Origin of the sequence: Salmonella sp. 2020_1459, assembly GCF_043847915.1 — a bacterium.
In the GTDB taxonomy this organism is placed as follows: domain Bacteria; phylum Pseudomonadota; class Gammaproteobacteria; order Enterobacterales; family Enterobacteriaceae; genus Salmonella; species Salmonella enterica.
In genome coordinates, this window is record NZ_JBCMFA010000005.1 from 1 (window position 1) to 20,225 (window position 20,225).

A 20,225-nucleotide genomic window follows, 5' to 3' on the forward strand; every position below is an offset into this window, starting at 1 on the left:
CGCGGCGCAGGGGTTCGCCCTGCCAGTACACCTCGCCGCCGTCCGGGCGCGCCAGCCCGGTCAGCAGGCGCAGCAGGGTGGTTTTTCCGGCGCCGTTGCCGCCGGTGACCTGCACCCACTCCCCGGCCTCCACGGTGAACGACAGCCCGCGAAACAGCGTCCTCTCGTCCCGCTCGCAGTACAGATCTCTGGCTTCAAGCATTCCCACTCATCAACGTCCTGTCAGAAACCTGGTTTAACATCACGCATATCCGGCAGTTTATGCGCGATCCCTTTGTGGCAATCGATACAGGTCTGTCCATCTTTTACCGCCTGATCGTGCATTTTCGCCGCGACGCCTTTTTGCGCGGTCAGATCCATAAAGTCGAAATTGTGGCAGTTACGGCATTCCTGCGAGTTGTTGTCTTTCATGCGCCGCCACTCATTTTGTGCCATTGTCAGGCGATGAGCTTCAAATTTCTGCGGTGTATCTATCAGCCCAAATACCTTCGCATACAGCTCTTTACTGGCTTTGATCTTACGGATCATCTTCGGCCCCCACTCATGCGGCACATGGCAGTCAGGACAGGTGGCACGAACGCCGCTACGGTTGTTGTAGTGGACGGTTTCCATATACTCCTCATACACCGTGTTGCGCATTTCATGGCAGCTAATACAAAACTCTTCGGTGTTAGCCTTTTCCATTCCGGTATTGAAGCCGCCCCAGAAGATGATGCCGCCGATAAAACCGATTAACAGCAGCGTCCCCAACGCCAGGCGGCTGGGGCTGCGCCACCATCGCCAGACGCGCTTTATCCAGCCGGGTTTACGGTTAGAATTTTCCATAATGACCTCTTATTTCCCGTAACCTTGCGAGGGGGTAAAGGTATTGTCGATAATCGGCGCGGTATCAGACTGCGGTACGTGGCACTGCAGGCAGAAATAACGACGCGGCGCGACGTTGCCCGACACTTTACCGTCGCTGTCCATAAAGTGCGTCGGACTGATACGCGGCGCGCCCGTCGTACGATAACTTTCCACGCCGTGGCATTGCAGACAGCGGTTGGTATTGGTCGTCACCTGGTAGCCCTCGACGCTGTGCGGGATCATCGGCGGCTGGTTGACGTAATTTAGCGGCATACGTTCCTGCTCTTTCGGCATACGAATCGCCCCTTCCTGCGTCCCGGATACTTCCGGCGACTGGCTCAGATCCACTCCGTTTGCCGCCCAAACCGCACCACTTACCACCAGGGCAAGCGTGGCCATCCATTGACACAGCGCTTTCATCAGGTCATGGCTTTTCATTGTTTCGCTCCCGAACTCCATCGCATTTACACTTCATCCTTCGAGCTGCCTCTTTGTTGGCTGCGCTCGAAAATCCCAGTCACATCGTTATCTATGCTCCCGGGGATTTCCTCGCTTACCGCCGCGATGCATCCCGAATGATGTTGCGTATCGTTATTGTAAAAACATCCTCAGAACAGACATCCACGCAGCGACCGCAGGTCATGCAGTCGCGGTGAGTGACCTGCGCCGGGCTTTGCTCATCCAGCACCGGCGCACGTAGCACATGCGGTTCCGGGCAAACATGAAAACAATCCATACAGCGATTACATTTCTCACGTTTTTTGGCCGTCACGGTCACTACGCCTTTACTGCCTAGCACGCCATACAGCGCGCCCATCGGGCAAATATGACCGCACCAACCGTGCTCAACGACTAATAAATCAAATAAAAACAAAGCAATAATCAACAACGCGCCGCTACTAAATCCCATAATCAGACTACGACCTAACAGCGACACGGGATTAATCCATTCCCACAGCAGCGTGCCGGTCAACGCCGAACCGATTAACACCACCACCAGAAGGACGTACCGTATATGGCGTGGAATCGTCGCAGACTGGTTCAGGTCAAATTTCCTGCGCATCCAGTTAGCCAAATCGGTAACGGGGTTTAGCGGGCAAACCCAACTGCAAAATAATCGCTTTCCCGCCAGCGCATACAGCACAGCGATAATCACTGCTCCCGTCAGCGCCACGGTAGCGGGAAGATGTCCACTGGCGAGACTTTCCAGGGTAATCAGCGGATCGGTCAACGGGAGGGTATCGAACAGCAAACTACTGCTGTAGTTGCCATGCAAAACCCAAAAGCCCAGCCACGGGCCGCTGAGAAACATCCCCAGCACCATAAACTGGCTGATACGGCGTAACACCAGCCAACGGTGGCTACGCCACCAGCCTTTTTTCGCCCGCGCTTCTCGCCCGGCGTCGCGTTTACGATTTGCCATCTTTCCCCTCCAGCCAGCCGAAGCGGTAATGGTGTCCTAACTCCCCTTTCGCCAATGACAACGGCAACACTTTTATCGCTGGTTGCTCCAGTACGCAGACTTTTTCGCATTTGCCGCAGCCGGTACAGGCGTCGCTGTGTACGGTGGGCAGAAAGCGCGCATGTTTGCCGGTGCGCATGTTGCGATCCAGCTCCAGCGTGATGGCCTCATCGATTTTCGGGCATTCGCGGTAACAAACGTCGCAGCGCAGCCCCTGAAAGTTGAGGCAGTTTTCCTGATCCAGCAGCACCGCCAGCCCCATGCGCGAGTCATCAATGGAGGCGATATCTTTATTCAGCGCCCCGCTGGGGCAGACTTTGGCGCACGGAATGTCTTCACACATTTCGCAGGGGATGTCGCGAGCGACGAAATAGGGCGTGCCTGCCGATAGCCCGGAGGCCAGCGTCGCCAGTTTTAGCGTGTCGTATGGACACGCCTGAACGCACTGCCCGCAGCGCACACAGGCGCTGGCGAAGACATTTTCATTCAGCGCGCCAGGCGGACGCAGCCGCACGCCCGATGCGCGCGCGGTTTGCTGTTGCAAGCCCAGCGCCACGCCAACCGCCGCCAGCCCGCCCGCAGTGCGCACAACATCACGCAGGAAGCGGCGGCGGCCATTTTGGGGTTTCGCTGTACGGGACATAACGCGTTACACCTTCGCCAGCTTAACGGCGCACTTCTTGAAGTCCGTCTCTTTAGAGAGCGGGTCCGTCGCATCCAGCGTCAGGTTGTTCACTAGCTGAGCGGCATCGAAGAACGGCATATACACCAGTCCCTGCGGCGGACGGTTACGTCCACGCGTTTCGACAATCGAAATCACTTCGCCGCGGCGGGACGACACTTTAACCTTATCCCCACGACGCAGATCGCGCGCTTTCGCATCCAGCGGGTGAATAAAGACCACCGCTTCCGGGAAGGCGCGATGCAATTCAGGCACGCGGCGCGTCATACTGCCGGTATGCCAGTGTTCCAGCACGCGACCGGTGGAAAGCCACAGATCGTACTCGTTGTCCGGCGACTCCGCCGCGGGTTCAAATGGCAGCGCGAAGATCACCGCTTTGCCATCCGGTTTACCGTAGAATTTGTACCCTTCCCCCGCTTTTACATACGGGTCGTTGCCTTCGCTGTAACGCCATTGCGTCTCTTTGCCTTCGACGACCGGCCAGCGCAGACCGCGCGCGTTGTGGTAATCGTCGAACGGCGCCAGATCGTGCCCGTGGCCACGTCCAAACCAGGCGTATTCTTCAAACAGCCCTTTTTGCAGATAGAAGCCCAGCTCACGAGACTCATCGTTTAACTGATCCTCTTTCAGCTCGCTCAGCGGGAATTTGCTGACCGCCGGCGTGGCGAACAGAACGTCATACAGCGTTTTGCCGCGCAGCTCCGGCTTCTGAGCCAACAACGCCTCCGGCCAGACCTCCTCGGTTTTAAAACGACGGGAGAACTGCACCAGTTGCCAGAGGTCGGATTTAGCTTCGCCCGGCGCTTTAATTTGCTGACGCCAGAACTGCGTGCGGCGTTCGGCGTTGCCGTAAGCGCCTTCTTTCTCAACCCACATGGCGGTCGGCAGGATCAGATCCGCAGACAGCGCGCTCACCGTCGGGTAAGGATCGGAAACAATGATAAAGTTACGCGGATCGCGCCAGCCCGGCATCCGATCTTCATTGATGTTCGGCCCGGCCTGCATATTGTTATTACACATTACCCAGTAGACGTTCAGCTTGCCGTCTTTCAACGCGCGATCCTGCGCCACCGCGTGTAAACCCACTTTTGCCGGAATAGTGCCAGCGGGGATCTGCCAGTGTTTTTCGCAGATATCACGGTGTTTTTCGTTCGTCACGACCATGTCTGCGGGTAGACGGTGTGAGAAGGTTCCCACTTCACGCGCCGTACCGCAGGCGGAAGGCTGGCCTGTCAGCGAGAAAGGACCGCAGCCAGGCTGGGAGATTTTTCCGGTCAGCAGATGGAGGTTGTAAACCAGGTTATTCGCCCACACGCCGCGGGTATGCTGGTTAAAACCCATCGTCCAGTAAGAGATCACGCGCTTATTCGGATCGGCGTAGAGCTGTGCCAACTGTTCCAGTTGATCTTTCGGCACGCCGGTCATTTCAGCGGTCTTGTCCAGCGTATATTCTGCCACGAAGGCTTTATACTCGTCGAAGCTCATCGGCTCGGAAGCGTCGGAGCCCGGATTCTTCGCCGCTTTTTCCAACGGGTGCGTCGGGCGTAAGCCGTAGCCGATATCCGTCGCCCCTTTACGCAGGTTCACATGCTTTGTGAAGAAATCCTGATTTACCGCGTTGTTCTGAATAATGTAATTCGCGATATAGTTAAGGATCACCAGATCGCTTTGCGGGGTAAAGACAATACCGTTGTCCGCCAGTTCAAAGCTGCGGTGCTGGAAGGTGGAGAGGACGGCAACCTTCACGTTCGGGTCGGACAAACGGCGGTTAGTGATGCGCGACCATAAAATCGGGTGCATCTCCGCCATGTTGGAACCCCACAGCACAAACGCATCGGCCTGCTCAATATCGTCGTAGCAGCCCATCGGTTCATCCATGCCAAAGGTGCGCATAAAGCCCACCACCGCCGAGGCCATGCAGTGACGCGCATTCGGGTCGATGTTGTTAGAGCGGAAACCAGCCTTGAACAGTTTCGCGGCGGCATAGCCTTCCCAGATGGTCCATTGACCCGATCCAAACATGCCGATCGCTTCTGGTCCTTTCTCTTTCAGGGAGGTTTTAAACTTCTCTTCCATCACATCGAAGGCCTGTTCCCAGCTCACCGGCGTAAACTCGCCGTCTTTGTGATAGCTGCCGTCTTTCATGCGCAGCATCGGCTGCGTCAGACGATCTTTACCGTACATGATTTTGGGCAGGAAGTAGCCTTTAATGCAGTTCAGACCACGGTTGACCGGCGCGTCGGGGTCGCCCTGGCAGGCGACCACACGGCCCTGCTGCGTTCCCACCAACACACCGCAACCCGTTCCGCAAAAACGGCACGGCGCTTTATCCCATTTGATGGCTTCCTGCTGCCCGACAACGGCGCGGGCGACGCCCGGCACGCTCAGACCGGCAGCCGCCGCAGCGGCCGCAACGGCGTTAGCTTTCATAAAGCTACGACGACTGAGTTTCATGGTGTTTCCTCACCTTGCTCATCCTGCTGGTGATAAACCAGCGACACCGCCAGTACGCCCTCGACATTGCGTACTGACTCAATTGTTTGCATCAGCGTTTCACTCTGATCTGCTTCCGCCACCACGATCAGTTGCCCGCTTTCAACATCGCTTAACGCGACTTCGCAACCCGGCAACGTGTTCAACTGTGTGCCAATGGCGGCGATGTTCTGACTTTTGGCCTGCACGACCAGGCTACAGACCTGCCAGTTAGTGCGCATGGTGGTTCTCCGCTTTGATGGCTGACACGGGGCAGATAGCCACACACGCCCCGCATCCGTTACAGGCCTGCGAGTCAAGCTGCGGCTGGTAAATACCGGATAACGTGGGACGAAAGGTAATGGCCATAGGTTCACAACTGTCCTGGCAACGATGGCATTCAACCGATTGCCTGGCGAGGCAGTTTTCCGTGAGCGTAAAAACCAGATCCCAGGCCCTGGTGTGGCGCGGAAGAAAAAGCGATTCGGTACAGGCCTGCGCACAGGCATAACAAAAGCTGCACTCGCCCCGTTTGAAATCTACGCTCGGATATCCCCCCGCCCCTCGCTGCAGGATGTCGGCCTCACACGCCTGGATGCAGGCGTCGCAACGCAGACAATGTGCGAGAAAATAGGTCGTTTCTCTGGCCCACGGCGGAAGAATCCCATTGCTGGCGTTGCGCCAACTGCCGGTCAACATGCTTCGACGGGATAAATCAACCATGATATCGCCCTTCCATAACGACACGCTTCCATAGGGAGTGAATACCAATAAAAACCGTACAATTTATGAGTAGTTGTTTTTGTAAATAAGATATTTCAGGATGTGTAAGAGATGCATACCCCGATAGAGGTAAATGCTGTTGCCGGATCAAAAGAGTGCCGGGTAAAGACCCGTAAACGTGCTTTTTCTCACATTTCAATGAGTTATATAGATATTTATATAACGAAAACCACTAATAGCTGATAATTTCATTTACATTATCAATATCAGAATATTCCACTATATAAAAAGACGCTATTTTATTAATAATCTTGAAAATATGAGTAAATACAGATTAATAGATAATATGAATGTGTTAATCTGTTGTCAGTGAATACCGAAAACAGCAGAAAGGAAATACTGTGAACAATCAAATGAAGATGTTTGTCCCTGCCGTCGTCTTCGCCGCCCTCGCCAGCGCCTCTGCCTGGGCTAACAATGGCGATACCGCCCAGCCGCTGGAAAAAATCGCCCCCTATCCGCAGGCGGAAAAAGGAATGAAGCGGCAAGTGATAACCCTTACCCCTCAGCAGGATGAATCTACCCTCAAAGTGGAACTGTTGATTGGCCAAACGCTGAATGTGGATTGTAACCAGCATCGCCTCGGCGGCACGCTGGAAACAAAAACGCTGGAAGGCTGGGGCTATGACTATTATGTCTTTGATAACGTCACCTCTCCGGTATCAACCATGATGGCCTGCCCTGAAGGTAAGAAAGAGCAAAAATTCGTCACCGCCTGGCTGGGTGAAGACGGGATGCTGCGCTACAACAGCAAGCTGCCGATCGTGGTGTATACCCCGGCGAATGTGGACGTGAAATACCGCATCTGGAAAGCGGACGCTAACGTACAGAACGCCGTCGCGCGATGATGTTACGCTGCCCGGTCACACTTACCGGGCATCTGAACACGCCGACTCACGCAGCGCTCCGGGGTTCTTTTTAAAACACGTCTGGAAACCCGCTCGCCCGCAGCAAAAAATACCCCGATGCCTGGTGGCGACGCGTGGCATCTTATCAGGCCTACCCGCGTGCGGACGTAGGGCTGCCATCAGGCGGTTTATCCGGCGCCATAATCCATTACGCAGTACGCGCAACCGCATCACGCGAAGCGGCGTCACGTTCGTCGCCGGTGAGTTCGGTTAACTGCCCGTTACGCATTTCAAGCAGACGATCGGCGTGAATAAAATAGTGATCATCATGGCTGATGGCGAAAATGGTTTTGCCCATTTCCTGCATTAACGGCAACAGTACCTGATAAAACTCCCGGCGGAAATGCGGGTCCTGATCGGCGGCCCACTCATCCAGCAAAATAATATCGCGCTCTTCCGCCAGCGCCAGCAGCAGTGCAATGCGCTTTTTTTGCCCTTTCGACAGTTTAAGATTCAAGATGCGCCCGTCGTTTAGTTCCAGCTTGTGCGTCATTTTCAGGTGCTCAAGCCACTTTTCGACCAGCGCGGGATTGGCGGGTTTCCCCTGCGGCCCCAGCAGGCGGTCGAATAACCACACATCGGTGAACACCGCAGAAAACAGTTTGCGATAATCTTCCGGCTGCCCGGCGGCAATAGGTTGACCGTCAAGTAAAATCGTTCCCGATTGCGGCTGGTATAAACCGGTCAATAACATGGCCAGCGTCGATTTCCCGCTACCGTTGCCGCCAATTAAAAACAGCAGTTCGCCGCGGTGAATCGTCAGGTTGATGGGCCCCACGGAAAACGCGTTATCCTGATAGTGGAAAACCACGTTGCGCAGCTCCAGCGTCTTCCAGTCGGGAAAGGCTTTCGGCTGTGGAAAATCAGGCTTATACGGGGCGAGCGCGAATTTATTCAGTTTATTAAACGCCACCTGGGCGGTCAGTAGCGTTGGCAACGCCCCCACCGCAGACAGCAGCGGCGTGCGCAGGAACAGCAACGTCAGTGAATAGGTCGCCGCGACGTTGGTATCCGCCCAGCCGAGACTATTCGCCATCCAGAAGACCAGGCCTATCGCTCCCAGCATCATGATATTCGACCAGTTGACGGCGCTCAGATGAAAAGTATCGGCACGGATAATGTGATGACGGTACTCTTTGGCGTCCGGGGTATAGCATTGCTGAAAAATCTGCTCCGCACGCTCGCGGTTTAGCGTCAGCTCTTTGCGTCCTTCCAGCACCGTCTGATAGTCGTTGTACAGCTTATCTTCGGTCTCGCGCAGGGTCGCCATATGCTGGTAAACCCGCGCCACCAGCACAAATCCGCCCCAGATAGTGACCACCATCCAGATAGCCGTAACCAGCAGCATTTTTGTCGATAGCATCGCCAGATACGCCGCCGAGCCGACGGTGAGGATAATGCCCTGCACCAGCTCAGGCAGACGCACAAAGGCGATAGTAATATTGCGAATATCGCTGGTCAGACCGGCCAGTAAAGAGGCGCTGCCCAGTTGCTCAATGCGTTCAACGTGCGTATCCAGAATGCGCTTGATAAATTCGCTGCGCAGGCGGTAAACGAAATGGTGTCCCAGAGTGGTGAGCGCCAGTTGGGAACCTAATGTGACGACCATTAGTAACAGGAGCAGACCGAGAAATTCCGGCAGCACCATGACGGTGGTGTCCACCGTTTCAATCAGGCGCTGATTGATAAACGCGATCAGGCCAATCCCCAGCGCCGCGCTGGCGAGGCTCAGCGCCATCACGCTAATAAATGGCCAGCGGTACTGCCGCCAGACAAGAATAAGAAGTTCCATGCATACAACCCGGACCGATAATAACAGCCCGCAGTTTAACTAACTCCACCTGCACAGCAATAATAATTCTTATTTTTATTCTTTTTCAGCTGCCTGACGGAAGGTGAGATTGTAACGAAATTCACCGGTCATGGGATGAAAGCCCGCTTTAAGCGGCTGGATACCATGATAAAACAGCCGGGACTCGCCGCCCCAGACCACGATATCGCCATGCTCCAGTAAGATCCGCTGGATCGGGTCGCTGCGACGCAGGCCGCCAAACTGAAAAACCGCCGGCACCCCCAACGAAACTGAGACAATAGGCGCGCGCAGATCCGGCTCGTCTTTATCCTGATGCAGCGACAGTTTTGCGCCGGGCGCGTAGCGATTGATCAGGCAGGCGTCCGGTTGGAAGCTCGCATACCCTGCCGCGATTGCCGCCTGACGACATACGCTGGCAAACGATAACGGCAGCGCAGGCCAGGGTTTATCGGTCAACGGATCGCGCACGGCATAACAATAACCGTGACGATCGGTAGTCCACCCTAACGCGCCGCAGTTGGTCATCGCCACCGACATGGTGTAGCCGCCCGGCGTCACCATCTGACGAAACGGAGACTGACTGGCGACAAACCCGATATCGTCTAATAGCGACTGCGCCGCGCGAAACGCAAAGCGGCGCAACACCACCGCGCCAGGCGCCAGGGGCTCTTGCCAGGGCGCTTCATCAGCAAATAGATCCAGCATTGCTACTCCTCTTTTTGCGCTTCTCGCTTTAATAGCTGCGCTTTTCGACGCACGCCCCAACGATAACCGGAGAGCGCGCCATCGCGACGCACGACCCGATGACACGGGATCACCATCGCCAGTTTATTCGCGCCGCACGCGCTGGCGACCGCGCGTACCGCCGTGGGTTTGCCGATAGTCGCGGCAAGCTGTTGATAGCTTACGGTTTCGCCGCAGGGAATTGCGCATAACGCCTGCCAGACCTGCTGTTGAAACGCGGTTCCCTGGATATCCAGCGGCAACGAGAGCAGCACATCGCGTGTGTTGATAGCCGCGACAACCTGCCGCACCCGTTGCTGAAAAGGCGCGTCAGCAGGTTCGTGGCGGGCCGCCGGGAACAGGGTGTGTAATTCAGCCAGTAGCGCCTCGTCGCTATCACCGGGGAGAATCGCGCAAATCCCCCGCTCGCTCTCCGCCACCAGGCACCGTCCGTAAACCCAGTCCGTCAGCGCATAGCGAACGGAGACATTATCGCCGCCTTTGCGAAACTGTTTTGCCGTCATGCCCAGCGTCTGGTCGGCATGACGGTAGTAGCTACTGCTATCCGGGAAGCCAGCGCGGTAAATAGCCGCCGTGATCGGCTCTCCTTTCGCCAAAGCCTCACGCAGCCGCCGGGCGCGCCACGCCTGCTGCCACCCTTTCGGCGTCATTCCGGTGCTCGCTTTAAACAGACGGTGCAGATGAAACGGGCTCATCGCCACCGCCTGCGCCAGAGACGCCAGCGTTACCGGCGTCTCCTGCTCAAGCAAACGGCAGGCGCAGGCAATCTTATCCAACCGCCGTTGCTGCGCGCGCGCATTATCCGGCTGACAGCGCTTGCAGGGGCGAAAACCGGCGTCCAGCGCCTGCTGCGCGTTGGCAAAAAAGCGAACATTTTTACGTAACGCCCGCTTCGAGCGACAAGAAGGACGGCAAAAAACGCCGGTGGTTCGCACCGCAAAAACGAAACGCCCATCCGCGCTGGCATCGCGCGCCTGCACCCGCAACCAGCATTCATCATCGGTAAGTAACGCTTTTTTCATCATAGACTCCTTCATTAAGCATAGTGCTTGCTTACATGCAGTGTGTCCGTAAATCCGCCCACAAAAACCCGTAATCTTGCGTTTTAATTCTTATCGCTCACCATGAACGTTTTGAACTGCGGCGACATCCAGGTTTTAAAGCCTTCACCTTCTTTCATGATCATAAAGACCGCCAGCCCTTCCCGCCGCACGACCTCTTGCGCCTTTTGCGTACCAAGCACCATCAGGCCGGTGTCCCAGCCGTCCGCTTCCAGCGCCGTTGGCGCGATAACCGTAACCGATACCAGATTGTGTTCAATGGGGCGCCCCGTTTGCGGATCGATAACGTGCGAGATACGCTTGCCATCCAGCTCATAATAGTTGCGGTAGCTGCCGGAGGTGCTGATGCCATGCCCGTTGATATCCACAATCGCCTGCACCGCGTTTTCCCGGTCGGTCGGCTTCTGAATCGCGACGCGCCACGGCTGCCCCTGCGCATTCATCCCGCGACTGCTTAATGCGCCGCCCACCGAGACCAGATAACGCGCAATGCCCTCCTGCTCCATCAGACGCGCCAGATGATCCGCCGCATAGCCCTCCCCGACCGTGGAGAGATCAACATAAAGATCCGGCAGATCTTTTTGCAAAAACTGATGTCCAGCCCTGTCGATAACCTGCAAATGTTGTAGGCCTGTTTTCGCTTTTGCCGCATCGATTTGTGCTGGTGTTGGGATATGCAGCGGCTGCCGATCCGGTCCAAACCCCCACAGATTGACCAGCGGGCCCACGGTGATATCCATCGCGCCATCCGTCTTCGCGCCAATACGCAGCGCCGAGGTCACGATATCCGCCATGGCTTCGCTGACCGGCCAGGGCGCAAGGCTGCGTGAATGGTTAAAACGCATCAGCGCGGAGTTATTTTTATAGGTAGAAAGCAACCAATCATCAGCATCAAGCTGAGTCTGGATTTTAGTCTGTAACTCTGCGGCGCGTTTCGCATCGATACCAACCACGCTCACCCGCCAGAGGGTCCCCATCGTTTTACCTTTCAGCACCTGAGCGGCAGGTGACGCTGTTGTCGTTTCGGGAGCCTCATCGCAGCCCATAAGTAAAAAAGCCGCCGCCAGACACACGGCCCGGCAAAAAGTCATTTTCATCGCTGTTTATCCTCATTCGAATGGACGCAAGCGTATATCAAAACGTCGTATTTGTACGCCGGAATAAGGCATGAAAAAAGGGCCCGTAGGCCCTTTAGCAACATCTTTTGCTGATTAGAACTGGTAAACCAGACCCAGCGCTACGATGTCGTCGGTGTTGATGCCCGCATCGCGGGTAAAGTCGTTTTTATCCAGCAGGTTGATTTTGTAATCAACATAGGTGGACATGTTTTTGTTGAAGTAGTAAGTCGCGCCGACATCAACGTATTTTACGATGTCCTGGTCGCCATAGCTGGCGCCGTAACCGTTGCTGATGTCCTTACCTTTAGACTGCAGGTAAGCTACAGACGGACGCAGACCAAAGTCGAACTGGTACTGAGCAACCACTTCAAAGTTCTGCGCTTTGTTGGCAAAACCGTAAGAGGTGGACGGGTTGCTGCCGTTAGAGGTACCAAAACGGGTTGCGTTATAGGTCTGAGAATACTGCGCTGCCAGATAGATGTTGTTCGCATCGTATTTCAGGCCGCCGGTGTAAACCGTGGCGCGATCGCCGTTACCATACAGGCGAGCGTTAGCGGTGTTGTTCTGATCGGCAGTACGTTTAGACGTGGTGATAGCGCCACCGACAGAGAAGCCTTCGCCGATTGCATAAGTCAGCGATCCGCCGTAACCGTCACCGTTCTGGTTCAGCAGGCTGCGACCGTTGGTGTTTTCACCGCTCACGCTGCCGTTTTTGCCCTGATACTGCAACGCGAAGTCCAGACCATCCACCAGGCCGAAGAAGTCGGTGTTACGGTAGGTGGCATAGCCGTTACCACGCTGCTGCATAAAATTGTCAGCGCCGTAGGTGTCGCCGCCGAACTCCGGCAGAACGTCGGTCCAGGAGGTCACATCATAGGTTACGCCGTAGTTACGACCATAATCGAAGGAACCTGCGTCAGCGAATTTCAGACCCGCAAACGCCACACGCGTCCAGGAGTCGTTGCTGCCTTCAGTCTGGTTGCCCTGAATCTGATATTCCCACTGGCCATAACCGGTCAGCTGATCGTTAACCTGCGTTTCGCCTTTGAAGCCGATACGCATGTAGGTCTGGTCGCCGTCGCTGCCTTTGTCGTCAGAGAAGTAGTGCAGGCCATCAACTTTACCAAACAGGTCTAATTTGTTGCCGTCTTTATTATAAATTTCAGCCGCATTCGCTGCGCCCGCCACCAGCAGAGCTGGTACCAGGAGGGACAGTACTTTAACTTTCATGTTATTAACCCTCTGTTATATGCCTTTATTGCTTTTTTATGCCACTGCTTACTGGTTAACCCTCATTAACCAGTCGGCAAGTCCATTCTCCGCAAAAATACAGAATAATCCAACACGAATATGATACTAAAACTTTTAAGATGTTACAGTTATCTACATAGATGTTTCAAAATATGAATTTTACGGAACTTTTTTAAAGCAAAAATCAAGTAAAAATAAGCACAAATAGACAAAATATATTCACGAAACTTTTAAAATCAACGGGTTAAATTGATGAAATTCATAGCACTGAATGATAAAACAGAATCTTCATTCGCAACTAAAATAGTGACCGCTATCATCATTAACTTTATTTATTACCGTCATTCACTTCTGAATGTCTGTTTACCCCTATTTCAACCGGATGCTTCGCATTCGGTTTTTTTTACCCTTTTTCAGACACACCCGGCTGATTTATGCTACCTGCCTAAAACTATCACGGTTATTCACTACACTCCCCTGCTCGACCGTTCGTAAGACATTAGCAAATAATTTCTTGATATTTAGTGCTAAACATTTATAAGTAGTCTTTATATTTGTACCGTTCTGCGAAGGTTGTACGCTTTTCCCGTCCCGCCGACGGAGCGCGTGTTAAGTTGCCCGGCATGACGTAAGAGTCTGGAAATTCATTCATTACCCTTTATACTGCCCTTCACCTTCAGCGTTGCTTTTACAGGTCGTAAACATAAATGAGTCAGTCTGACACAACGGTCTCTACCCGATTCTCCCTTCTACCGGGAAGCATTACCCGTTTCTTCTTATTGCTGATCATTGTGCTGCTGGTAACGATGGGCGTTATGGTACAGAGCGCCGTCAACGCCTGGTTGAAAGACAAAAGCTATCAAATTGTCGATATCACCCACGCTATTCATAAACGCGTGGATACCTGGCGGTATGTTACCTGGCAAATTTATGACAACATCGCCGCGACCACTACGCCATCGACAGGTGAAGGACTTCAGGAAACGCGTCTGAAGCAGGATGTGTATTATCTTGAAAAGCCGCGACGTAAAACTGAAGCGCTGATTTTCGGTTCCCATGACAGCGCCACGCTGGAAATGACGCAGCGTATGTCAACTTATCTGGATACGCTGTGGGGCGCGGAAAACGTGCCGTGGTCAATGTATTACCTCAACGGACAGGATAACAGCCTGATTCTTATCTCTACCCTACCGTTGAAAGATCTCTCTTCCGGCTTTAAAGAGTCCACTATTGGCAATATCGTCGATTCCCGCCGGGCAGAGATGTTGCAGCAGGCGAATGCGCTGGATGAGCGCGAAAGTTTCTCCTCATTGCGAAAACTGGCCTGGCAAAACGGTCACTATTTTACGTTGCGCACGACCTTCAATCAGCCAGGACATCTGGCAACCGTGGTGGCGTTTGATCTGCCCATTAATGATTTAATCCCGCCGGGAATGCCGCTGGACAGTTTTCGGATAGAGCCTGACGCAACCCAGGCGACGGGGCGAAGCAGTGAAAAGGAAGCGCCTGATAGCGTCACGATTAGCTTTAACGGTTCAAAAATTGAGATCTCCTCAGCGCTTAACTCTACCGGAATGCGCCTGATCTGGCAGGTACCGTTCGGTACGCTTTTGCTTGATACGCTGCAAAATATTTTGCTGCCTTTACTGCTGAACATCGGGCTGCTGGCGTTGGCGTTATTTGGCTACGCCACGTTCCGTCATCAGCCGGGACGGACGACGGAATCGACATCCGGCAACGCGGCGAATAACGAGCTTCGCGTCTTACGCGCCATTAATGAAGAGATCGTTTCTCTGCTGCCGCTGGGTCTGCTGGTCTACGATCAGGAAGGCAACCGCACTGTGATCAGCAATAAAATCGCCGATCATCTATTGCCGCATCTTAACCTGCAAAATATTACCAGCATGGCGGAGCAGCATCAGGGCGTGATTCAGGCGACAATTAATAACGAACTGTATGAGATCCGTCTGTTTCGCAGCCAGATCGCTCCCCGCACGCAGATCTTTATTATTCGCGATCAGGACCGGGAAGTTCTGGTGAATAAGAAGCTTAAACAGGCGCAGCGTTTGTATGAGAAGAATCAGCAGGGCCGCGCCGCCTTTATGCAAAATATCAGCAACACGCTTAAAGAGCCCGTACGCCAACTGGCGGTTAACGCCGCGGCAGTCACCACGCCGGAAAGCCTGAAACTGGCGGATCAGGCGGATGTATTGGTACGTATGATCGATGAAATCCAACTGGCGAATATGCTGGAAAATGACGCATGGAAGAGCGAAGCAACACTGTTCTCCCTGCAGGATCTTATTGACGAAGTCGTGCCGGAAGTGCTACCCGCCATTAAGCGTAAAGGGCTGCAACTGCTGATTAATAACCATCTTAGCGGCAACGATGAACGCTGGGGCGATCGCGACGCCCTGCGCCGGATTTTGCTGCTGTTGATTCAATATGCCGTCACGACGACCGCTATGGGTAAAATTACGCTTGAAGTCGAGCAGGATGAATCTATCGCGGAGCGTCTGACTTTCCGTATTCTGGATACGGGCGAAGGCGTGACGTTAAACGAGATTGATAATCTGCATTTCCCGTATATGAATGAAACGCAGGGCGATCGTTACGGCAAAGCGAATCCGCTCACCTTCTGGCTGTGCAATCAACTGGCGCGCAAACTGGGCGGTCATCTCAACATTAAAGCGCGAGAAACGCTGGGCACGCGCTATACCGTTCATGTCAAAATGCTTCCTCACGATCAGCATACTCAGGTCGAAGAGCGCCTGCTGGACGACGTGAGCGTGATGGTCGATGTGACGTCCAACGAGGTTCGCGCGATTGTGCTGCGTCAGTTAGAAAACTGGGGCGCCACCTGCATCACGCCGGATGAAAGGCAGATAAGTCAAGAATATGATCTCTTTTTAACGGATAATCCGTCTAATCTTACTGCCTCGGGCTTGCTTTTAAGCGATGATGAGTCAGGCGTGCGGAAAATTGGCCCGGGTCAGTTGCGCGTCAACTTTAATATGAGCAATGCTATGCAGGAAGCTGTACTACAACTTATCGAAGAGCAGCTGGCGCAGGAAGAGATTCCCGCCTCCCCGCTCGGCGGAGATGAAAATGCCGAGCTTCATGCCAGCGGCTATTATGCGCTATTTGTAGACACAGTACCGGATGATGTTAAGAGGTTGTATACTGAGGCGGCAACCAGCGATTTCGCTGCGCTGGCCCAAACGGCCCACCGCCTGAAAGGGGTGTTTGCCATGCTTAATCTGGTACCCGGCAAGCAGTTATGTGAAACGCTGGAACATCTGATTCGTGAGAAAGATGCTCCAGGTATAGAAAAATATATCAGCGACATTGACGCCTACGTCAAAAGCTTGCTGTAGCAAGGTAGCCCAATACATGAACAATATGAACGTAATTATTGCCGATGACCACCCGATTGTACTGTTCGGTATTCGCAAATCACTTGAACAAATCGAGTGGGTGAATGTTGTCGGCGAATTTGAAGATTCCACAGCATTGATCAACAACCTGCCGAAATTAGATGCGCATGTGTTGATCACTGACCTCTCCATGCCGGGAGATAAATACGGCGATGGGATCACCTTGATCAAGTACATCAAGCGTCATTTTCCGAGCCTGTCTATTATCGTTCTGACCATGAACAACAATCCGGCGATCCTGAGCGCCGTGTTGGATCTTGATATTGAAGGGATCGTACTCAAACAGGGTGCGCCAACCGATCTGCCTAAGGCGCTGGCCGCGCTGCAAAAAGGCAAAAAATTCACCCCAGAAAGCGTTTCTCGCCTGCTGGAGAAAATCAGCGCAGGCGGTTACGGCGATAAGCGCCTGTCGCCAAAAGAGAGCGAAGTATTACGCCTGTTCGCCGAGGGTTTCCTGGTCACCGAAATCGCCAAGAAGCTCAACCGCAGCATTAAGACCATCAGCAGCCAGAAGAAATCGGCGATGATGAAACTGGGCGTAGAGAATGATATCGCGCTGCTCAACTATCTCTCTTCCGTCACCCTGAGTCCGACAGACAAAGAATAAATCGCTTTTATGTTACCCAGCCTGATGGCGCTACGCTTATCAGGCCTACCAGTCGACTCATCTTTTACAGGCCGGACAGGCGACGCCGCCATCCGGCATTTTTTATGCCCGCGTTTTACGTACCCGCTCGGCATACACCGCCAGCGTCTGTTTCAACACATCCAGCGTCACAGGTTTCGACAAACAGCTGTCCATACCGGACTCCAGGCAACGTTGTTTCTCTTCCGCCAGCGCGTTCGCCGTCACGCCGACGACCGGCAGCGTCAGCCCAAGCTGACGGATACGCTGCGTCAGGCGATAGCCGTCCATGTTCGGCATGTTCACATCGCTCAGAACAATATCGATAGCATTTTTACTCAGCACATTCAGAGCGTCCACGCCATCATTGGCTGTCTTACACTGATACCCCAGCGATCCCAATTGATCGGCCAGCAGACGGCGATTGATAGGATGATCGTCAACGACCAGAATCATCATATCGTCATTTGAATCTGCGGTTTTATCCGTCGTCGGCAATGCGCTGGAAAGCGCTTCACTATCCAGCTCAATACTATAAATACGCGCCAACAGCGCGGGCAACTCATGCACCGACGCCACACTATGCACCCACTCGCCCGGCGCTCTTTCCAACGGAATCCCGATATGACGGCGGCAAAAGACGACCGCAGCCCTCCCCTGCCAGGTATGCTCCAGCGCGTCATCGACAATCAAAATATCGTCTGCGGCGGGTTCTTGCCCTTCATAACGCTGCGTATGAACGCCGCTACGCGCCAGACTGGTCTCAATAAACTGGCACAAAGAAGTATTGCGCACCGCCAGCCAACAGCAGGTTCCGGCGAGTCCTTCCACGCTCTTTTTCACAGGGTATTGCGCGCCATAAAGCGGGATGCGCAGCGTAAACTGGCTTCCCATGCCCGGCTCCGAATCGACGGAAATATCGCCGTCCATCATGCTGATCAATTTTTCGCAAATCGCCAGCCCCAGACCGGTCCCCTGAAAGTTACGCTGTACGCCGGTTCCCACCTGGAAGAAGGGATCGAACAGGCGAACCACCTCTTTTGCCGGAATACCGACGCCGGTATCCCGCACGCGAATGCTGAGATAATCCCCATCACAGCGCACATGCAGCACGATGCAGCCAATATCGGTAAACTTAATGGCGTTGCTCAACAGGTTTGAAATGACCTGCTGTAAACGCATCGGGTCGCCGTTCAGCGATACCGGCACGTCAGGCTCAATAAAACAATACAGACCGAGCTGCTTACGCACCACCAGCGGCAGATAATTGGCAGTGATATGGTTCATCACCTCTCGCGGTGAAAATTCGCGCGGCTCAATCTTTAGCTGTTCCGACTCAATTTTCGAGAAGTCGAGAATGTCGCTGATAATTTTCAGCAACAGACTGGAGGAGTTATTCATCGCCGTGACCAGACGTTCCACGCCTTTTGGCAGCTCTTTGGTTTGCAGCAGATCGAGATTGCCAATGATACCGTACAGCGGTGTGCGCAATTCATGGCTGACCGTCGCAAGGAACATGGATTTAGACTGGCTTGCCTGCTCCGCCGCCTGCGCCATCTCTTGCAGCGACTCTTCCATTTTGACGCGCGTACTCACATCTACCAACACGCAAATCGCAACGTTTTCATTGCGATAGCGGGAATGGACGAAGCTAATTTGCAAATTGGTATTATTGCTGGTCAATACATCGACGAAGTTAACCTGCTGGCCGCAAATGATTTGCGTCAGGCGCTGTCTGTCTTCATGCGTGAGCATGTTCAGGTAGGTGTGCGCCAGTTCGTTACTCAGAATATTGACACCATCAATAGTGCGCAGAATACAGATCCCCACCGGCGCGGAGGCGACGATTTTACGGTTGAACTGTTCATGCTCTTCCAGACGCTGGGCATCGCTCTCCGCCGGAATGAAAATTCGCCGCTCATACATCCGCGCAAGCGTAAACAGCCCTGCCCCCACCAGCACGTTCAGCAGGATAGCGTTCAGGATAAGAATACGAATACGCTCCAGGACTAAATCTACAGGCACAGAATAGACAATACTGAGCGAGGATGGCGGCAGGCTTTTTTTGAGTACCAGTTCGCGAAAACCTGGCGTATAACCAAACCAGGAACGCTCCTGCATCCAGCGCGGCTCCGCTTTAATAATGCCGTCAGGACCGGTCAACGAAATCAGCGAATGGCCGTTCTCATCAATAATGGTGACGCCCATCGGCAAACTGCCCGGCGTGAAAAAATTTTCCATGCGGATGGACTGCTCGACGCCCAGCAACGCTTGCAGACGGTTGGCCAGATACACCGGCGTCAGCGCATAAAAGTAGCCCACGCCCTGACGCGCGCCCTGGCTTATCCAGAAAAGGTTATTCCCACTTTCTTCCTGCGGCGCGTTGCGGTATTTCATAATCCGCTCATGTAACGCTTTTAACGCATCATCGCGCTCCACGGGCATTTCACGCAGGCCGAAATTCGCCATACAGAGGTTATCGCTGCCAATCAGGAAAACGCGGTTAAGATCATACGCCGCTGAAAAGTTGTCGCGCCAGTAACGCATAAACCAGGCCAGCGACTCCAGCGAGCCGCGCCAGGCGGAGCCCATCGCCGCACAGTCTGAGTCGGCGAATAGCGGTTCAAAATCCGGCACCACCATTTTGTCATCACGCGCACGCGACGACATGACGCCGTTTTCCGCCGTTAAACGGTTCTCGGCGATATATTTGAGCTCTTTCATCACATCCGACGTGCGCTGGATAAAACGCTGCGCCTGATCGGAGCTAAGGTTGAACTCCTGACGAATTTCAGATTCCCGCTGGTGCAGGGCATTGACGATGTAAAACACCGAAACAAAGGCGATTAAGAGCCAAATGAGTAACGCTAACGCTCTGAATAAGTAGCGCGAGACTTTCAGCGTAGTTCGAAAGGAAGCAAGGTATTTCAAAGGGGCGAAGCTCCGCCTCAGGATGTAAATAGAGTGTGACTAAGGTAGCGGTAAATGACGTAGCCCGCAACGGCAAAGAAAAAGGGCCGGAT

General features: G+C 53.8%; 17 protein-coding genes. 3 read left to right on the forward strand and 14 right to left on the reverse strand.

Going from position 1 to position 20,225, the window contains the following annotated elements; genetic code table 11:
- The 8 genes from ACH0VJ_RS13770 to napF form a co-directional block, all read right to left on the reverse strand.
- Positions 1 to 202, reverse strand: a 202-nt coding sequence (locus ACH0VJ_RS13770) for an ATP-binding cassette domain-containing protein (protein ID WP_116560536.1), incomplete at its 3' end; no start/stop codon positions are given.
- 20 nt (positions 203 to 222) lie between these two features.
- Positions 223 to 825 carry a cytochrome c-type protein NapC gene (gene napC, locus ACH0VJ_RS13775; protein WP_000431778.1) on the reverse strand — a complete coding sequence of 201 codons (603 nt, stop codon included), beginning with the start codon at positions 823 to 825 and terminating at the stop codon, positions 223 to 225.
- Positions 826 to 834: 9 nt separating this feature from the next.
- A complete protein-coding gene (gene napB / locus ACH0VJ_RS13780) occupies positions 835 to 1,284 on the reverse strand; it encodes a nitrate reductase cytochrome c-type subunit (protein ID WP_000835182.1) in 450 nt (149 codons plus the stop codon).
- A 115-nt stretch (positions 1,285 to 1,399) separates the two neighbouring features.
- Entirely contained in the window at positions 1,400 to 2,269 is an 870-nt protein-coding gene (gene napH / locus ACH0VJ_RS13785; protein WP_000013529.1) for a quinol dehydrogenase ferredoxin subunit NapH, read from the reverse strand.
- Positions 2,256 to 2,951: a ferredoxin-type protein NapG gene (napG, locus tag ACH0VJ_RS13790; RefSeq protein WP_000091673.1), complete on the reverse strand. Its 696-nt coding sequence runs from the start codon at positions 2,949 to 2,951 to the stop codon at positions 2,256 to 2,258. Before napG ends, napH begins: the two co-directional genes overlap by 14 nt.
- A 6-nt stretch (positions 2,952 to 2,957) precedes the next feature.
- The gene (gene napA / locus ACH0VJ_RS13795; RefSeq protein WP_000778097.1) at positions 2,958 to 5,444 is read right to left on the reverse strand and encodes a nitrate reductase catalytic subunit NapA; all 2,487 of its coding nucleotides are present in this window, start codon (positions 5,442 to 5,444) and stop codon (positions 2,958 to 2,960) included.
- Positions 5,441 to 5,704, reverse strand: coding sequence for a chaperone NapD (napD, locus tag ACH0VJ_RS13800; RefSeq protein WP_001260058.1), 264 nt, complete (start codon positions 5,702 to 5,704; stop codon positions 5,441 to 5,443). The genes napA and napD overlap by 4 nt, the downstream gene beginning before the upstream one ends.
- A complete protein-coding gene (gene napF / locus ACH0VJ_RS13805) occupies positions 5,694 to 6,185 on the reverse strand; it encodes a ferredoxin-type protein NapF (protein WP_000228070.1) in 492 nt (163 codons plus the stop codon). Before napF ends, napD begins: the two co-directional genes overlap by 11 nt.
- 413 nt (positions 6,186 to 6,598) lie before the next feature.
- Between napF and eco the strand changes: the two genes are divergently transcribed.
- Positions 6,599 to 7,093 (forward strand): serine protease inhibitor ecotin, encoded by a 495-nt coding sequence (gene eco, locus ACH0VJ_RS13810; protein ID WP_000781589.1) that lies wholly within the window; start codon positions 6,599 to 6,601, stop codon positions 7,091 to 7,093.
- 208 nt (positions 7,094 to 7,301) lie between these two features.
- On the opposite strand, the gene ACH0VJ_RS13815 is transcribed toward eco, so the two are convergent.
- From ACH0VJ_RS13815 to ACH0VJ_RS13835, 5 genes are all read right to left on the reverse strand, one after another.
- Positions 7,302 to 8,945 carry a multidrug ABC transporter permease/ATP-binding protein gene (locus ACH0VJ_RS13815; protein ID WP_000421590.1) on the reverse strand — a complete coding sequence of 548 codons (1,644 nt, stop codon included), beginning with the start codon at positions 8,943 to 8,945 and terminating at the stop codon, positions 7,302 to 7,304.
- Positions 8,946 to 9,020: 75 nt separating this feature from the next.
- On the reverse strand, positions 9,021 to 9,671 hold the full coding sequence (alkB, locus tag ACH0VJ_RS13820) for a DNA oxidative demethylase AlkB (protein WP_000884990.1): 651 nt from the start codon (positions 9,669 to 9,671) through the stop codon (positions 9,021 to 9,023).
- Between the two features lie 2 nt (positions 9,672 to 9,673).
- Positions 9,674 to 10,735 (reverse strand): bifunctional DNA-binding transcriptional regulator/O6-methylguanine-DNA methyltransferase Ada, encoded by a 1,062-nt coding sequence (gene ada / locus ACH0VJ_RS13825; RefSeq protein ID WP_000975972.1) that lies wholly within the window; start codon positions 10,733 to 10,735, stop codon positions 9,674 to 9,676.
- Between the two features lie 80 nt (positions 10,736 to 10,815).
- Positions 10,816 to 11,868 (reverse strand): FAD:protein FMN transferase ApbE, encoded by a 1,053-nt coding sequence (gene apbE / locus ACH0VJ_RS13830; RefSeq protein WP_000784314.1) that lies wholly within the window; start codon positions 11,866 to 11,868, stop codon positions 10,816 to 10,818.
- A gap of 114 nt (positions 11,869 to 11,982) precedes the next feature.
- Positions 11,983 to 13,119, reverse strand: a complete 1,137-nt coding sequence (locus ACH0VJ_RS13835; protein WP_000865526.1) for a porin OmpC — start codon at positions 13,117 to 13,119, stop codon at positions 11,983 to 11,985.
- Positions 13,120 to 13,847: 728 nt separating this feature from the next.
- Between ACH0VJ_RS13835 and rcsD the strand changes: the two genes are divergently transcribed.
- The gene (rcsD, locus tag ACH0VJ_RS13840) at positions 13,848 to 16,517 is read left to right on the forward strand and encodes a phosphotransferase RcsD (protein WP_000083205.1); all 2,670 of its coding nucleotides are present in this window, start codon (positions 13,848 to 13,850) and stop codon (positions 16,515 to 16,517) included.
- 16 nt (positions 16,518 to 16,533) lie between these two features.
- Positions 16,534 to 17,184: a response regulator transcription factor RcsB gene (rcsB, locus tag ACH0VJ_RS13845; protein WP_001061919.1), complete on the forward strand. Its 651-nt coding sequence runs from the start codon at positions 16,534 to 16,536 to the stop codon at positions 17,182 to 17,184.
- Between the two features lie 102 nt (positions 17,185 to 17,286).
- On the opposite strand, the gene rcsC is transcribed toward rcsB, so the two are convergent.
- Positions 17,287 to 20,133, reverse strand: coding sequence for a two-component system sensor histidine kinase RcsC (gene rcsC / locus ACH0VJ_RS13850; protein ID WP_000876078.1), 2,847 nt, complete (start codon positions 20,131 to 20,133; stop codon positions 17,287 to 17,289).
- Between the last annotated feature and the right edge of the window lie 92 nt (positions 20,134 to 20,225).

Excerpts from the sequence above, each read along its gene's own strand:
- napD (WP_001260058.1), bottom strand. The coding sequence starts at position 5,704 with ATGCGCACTAACTGGCAGGTCTGTAGCCTGGTCGTGCAGGCCAAAAGT.
- napB (WP_000835182.1), bottom strand. The coding sequence starts at position 1,284 with ATGAAAAGCCATGACCTGATGAAAGCGCTGTGTCAATGGATGGCCACG.
- apbE (WP_000784314.1), bottom strand. The coding sequence starts at position 11,868 with ATGAAAATGACTTTTTGCCGGGCCGTGTGTCTGGCGGCGGCTTTTTTA.
- alkB (WP_000884990.1), bottom strand. The coding sequence starts at position 9,671 with ATGCTGGATCTATTTGCTGATGAAGCGCCCTGGCAAGAGCCCCTGGCG.
- ada (WP_000975972.1), bottom strand. The coding sequence starts at position 10,735 with ATGATGAAAAAAGCGTTACTTACCGATGATGAATGCTGGTTGCGGGTG.
- napG (WP_000091673.1), bottom strand. The coding sequence starts at position 2,951 with ATGTCCCGTACAGCGAAACCCCAAAATGGCCGCCGCCGCTTCCTGCGT.
- rcsB (WP_001061919.1), top strand. The coding sequence starts at position 16,534 with ATGAACAATATGAACGTAATTATTGCCGATGACCACCCGATTGTACTG.
- eco (WP_000781589.1), top strand. The coding sequence starts at position 6,599 with ATGAAGATGTTTGTCCCTGCCGTCGTCTTCGCCGCCCTCGCCAGCGCC.
- napF (WP_000228070.1), bottom strand. The coding sequence starts at position 6,185 with ATGGTTGATTTATCCCGTCGAAGCATGTTGACCGGCAGTTGGCGCAAC.
- ACH0VJ_RS13835 (WP_000865526.1), bottom strand. The coding sequence starts at position 13,119 with ATGAAAGTTAAAGTACTGTCCCTCCTGGTACCAGCTCTGCTGGTGGCG.
- rcsD (WP_000083205.1), top strand. The coding sequence starts at position 13,848 with ATGAGTCAGTCTGACACAACGGTCTCTACCCGATTCTCCCTTCTACCG.
- napC (WP_000431778.1), bottom strand. The coding sequence starts at position 825 with ATGGAAAATTCTAACCGTAAACCCGGCTGGATAAAGCGCGTCTGGCGA.
- ACH0VJ_RS13815 (WP_000421590.1), bottom strand. The coding sequence starts at position 8,945 with ATGGAACTTCTTATTCTTGTCTGGCGGCAGTACCGCTGGCCATTTATT.
- napA (WP_000778097.1), bottom strand. The coding sequence starts at position 5,444 with ATGAAACTCAGTCGTCGTAGCTTTATGAAAGCTAACGCCGTTGCGGCC.
- napH (WP_000013529.1), bottom strand. The coding sequence starts at position 2,269 with ATGGCAAATCGTAAACGCGACGCCGGGCGAGAAGCGCGGGCGAAAAAA.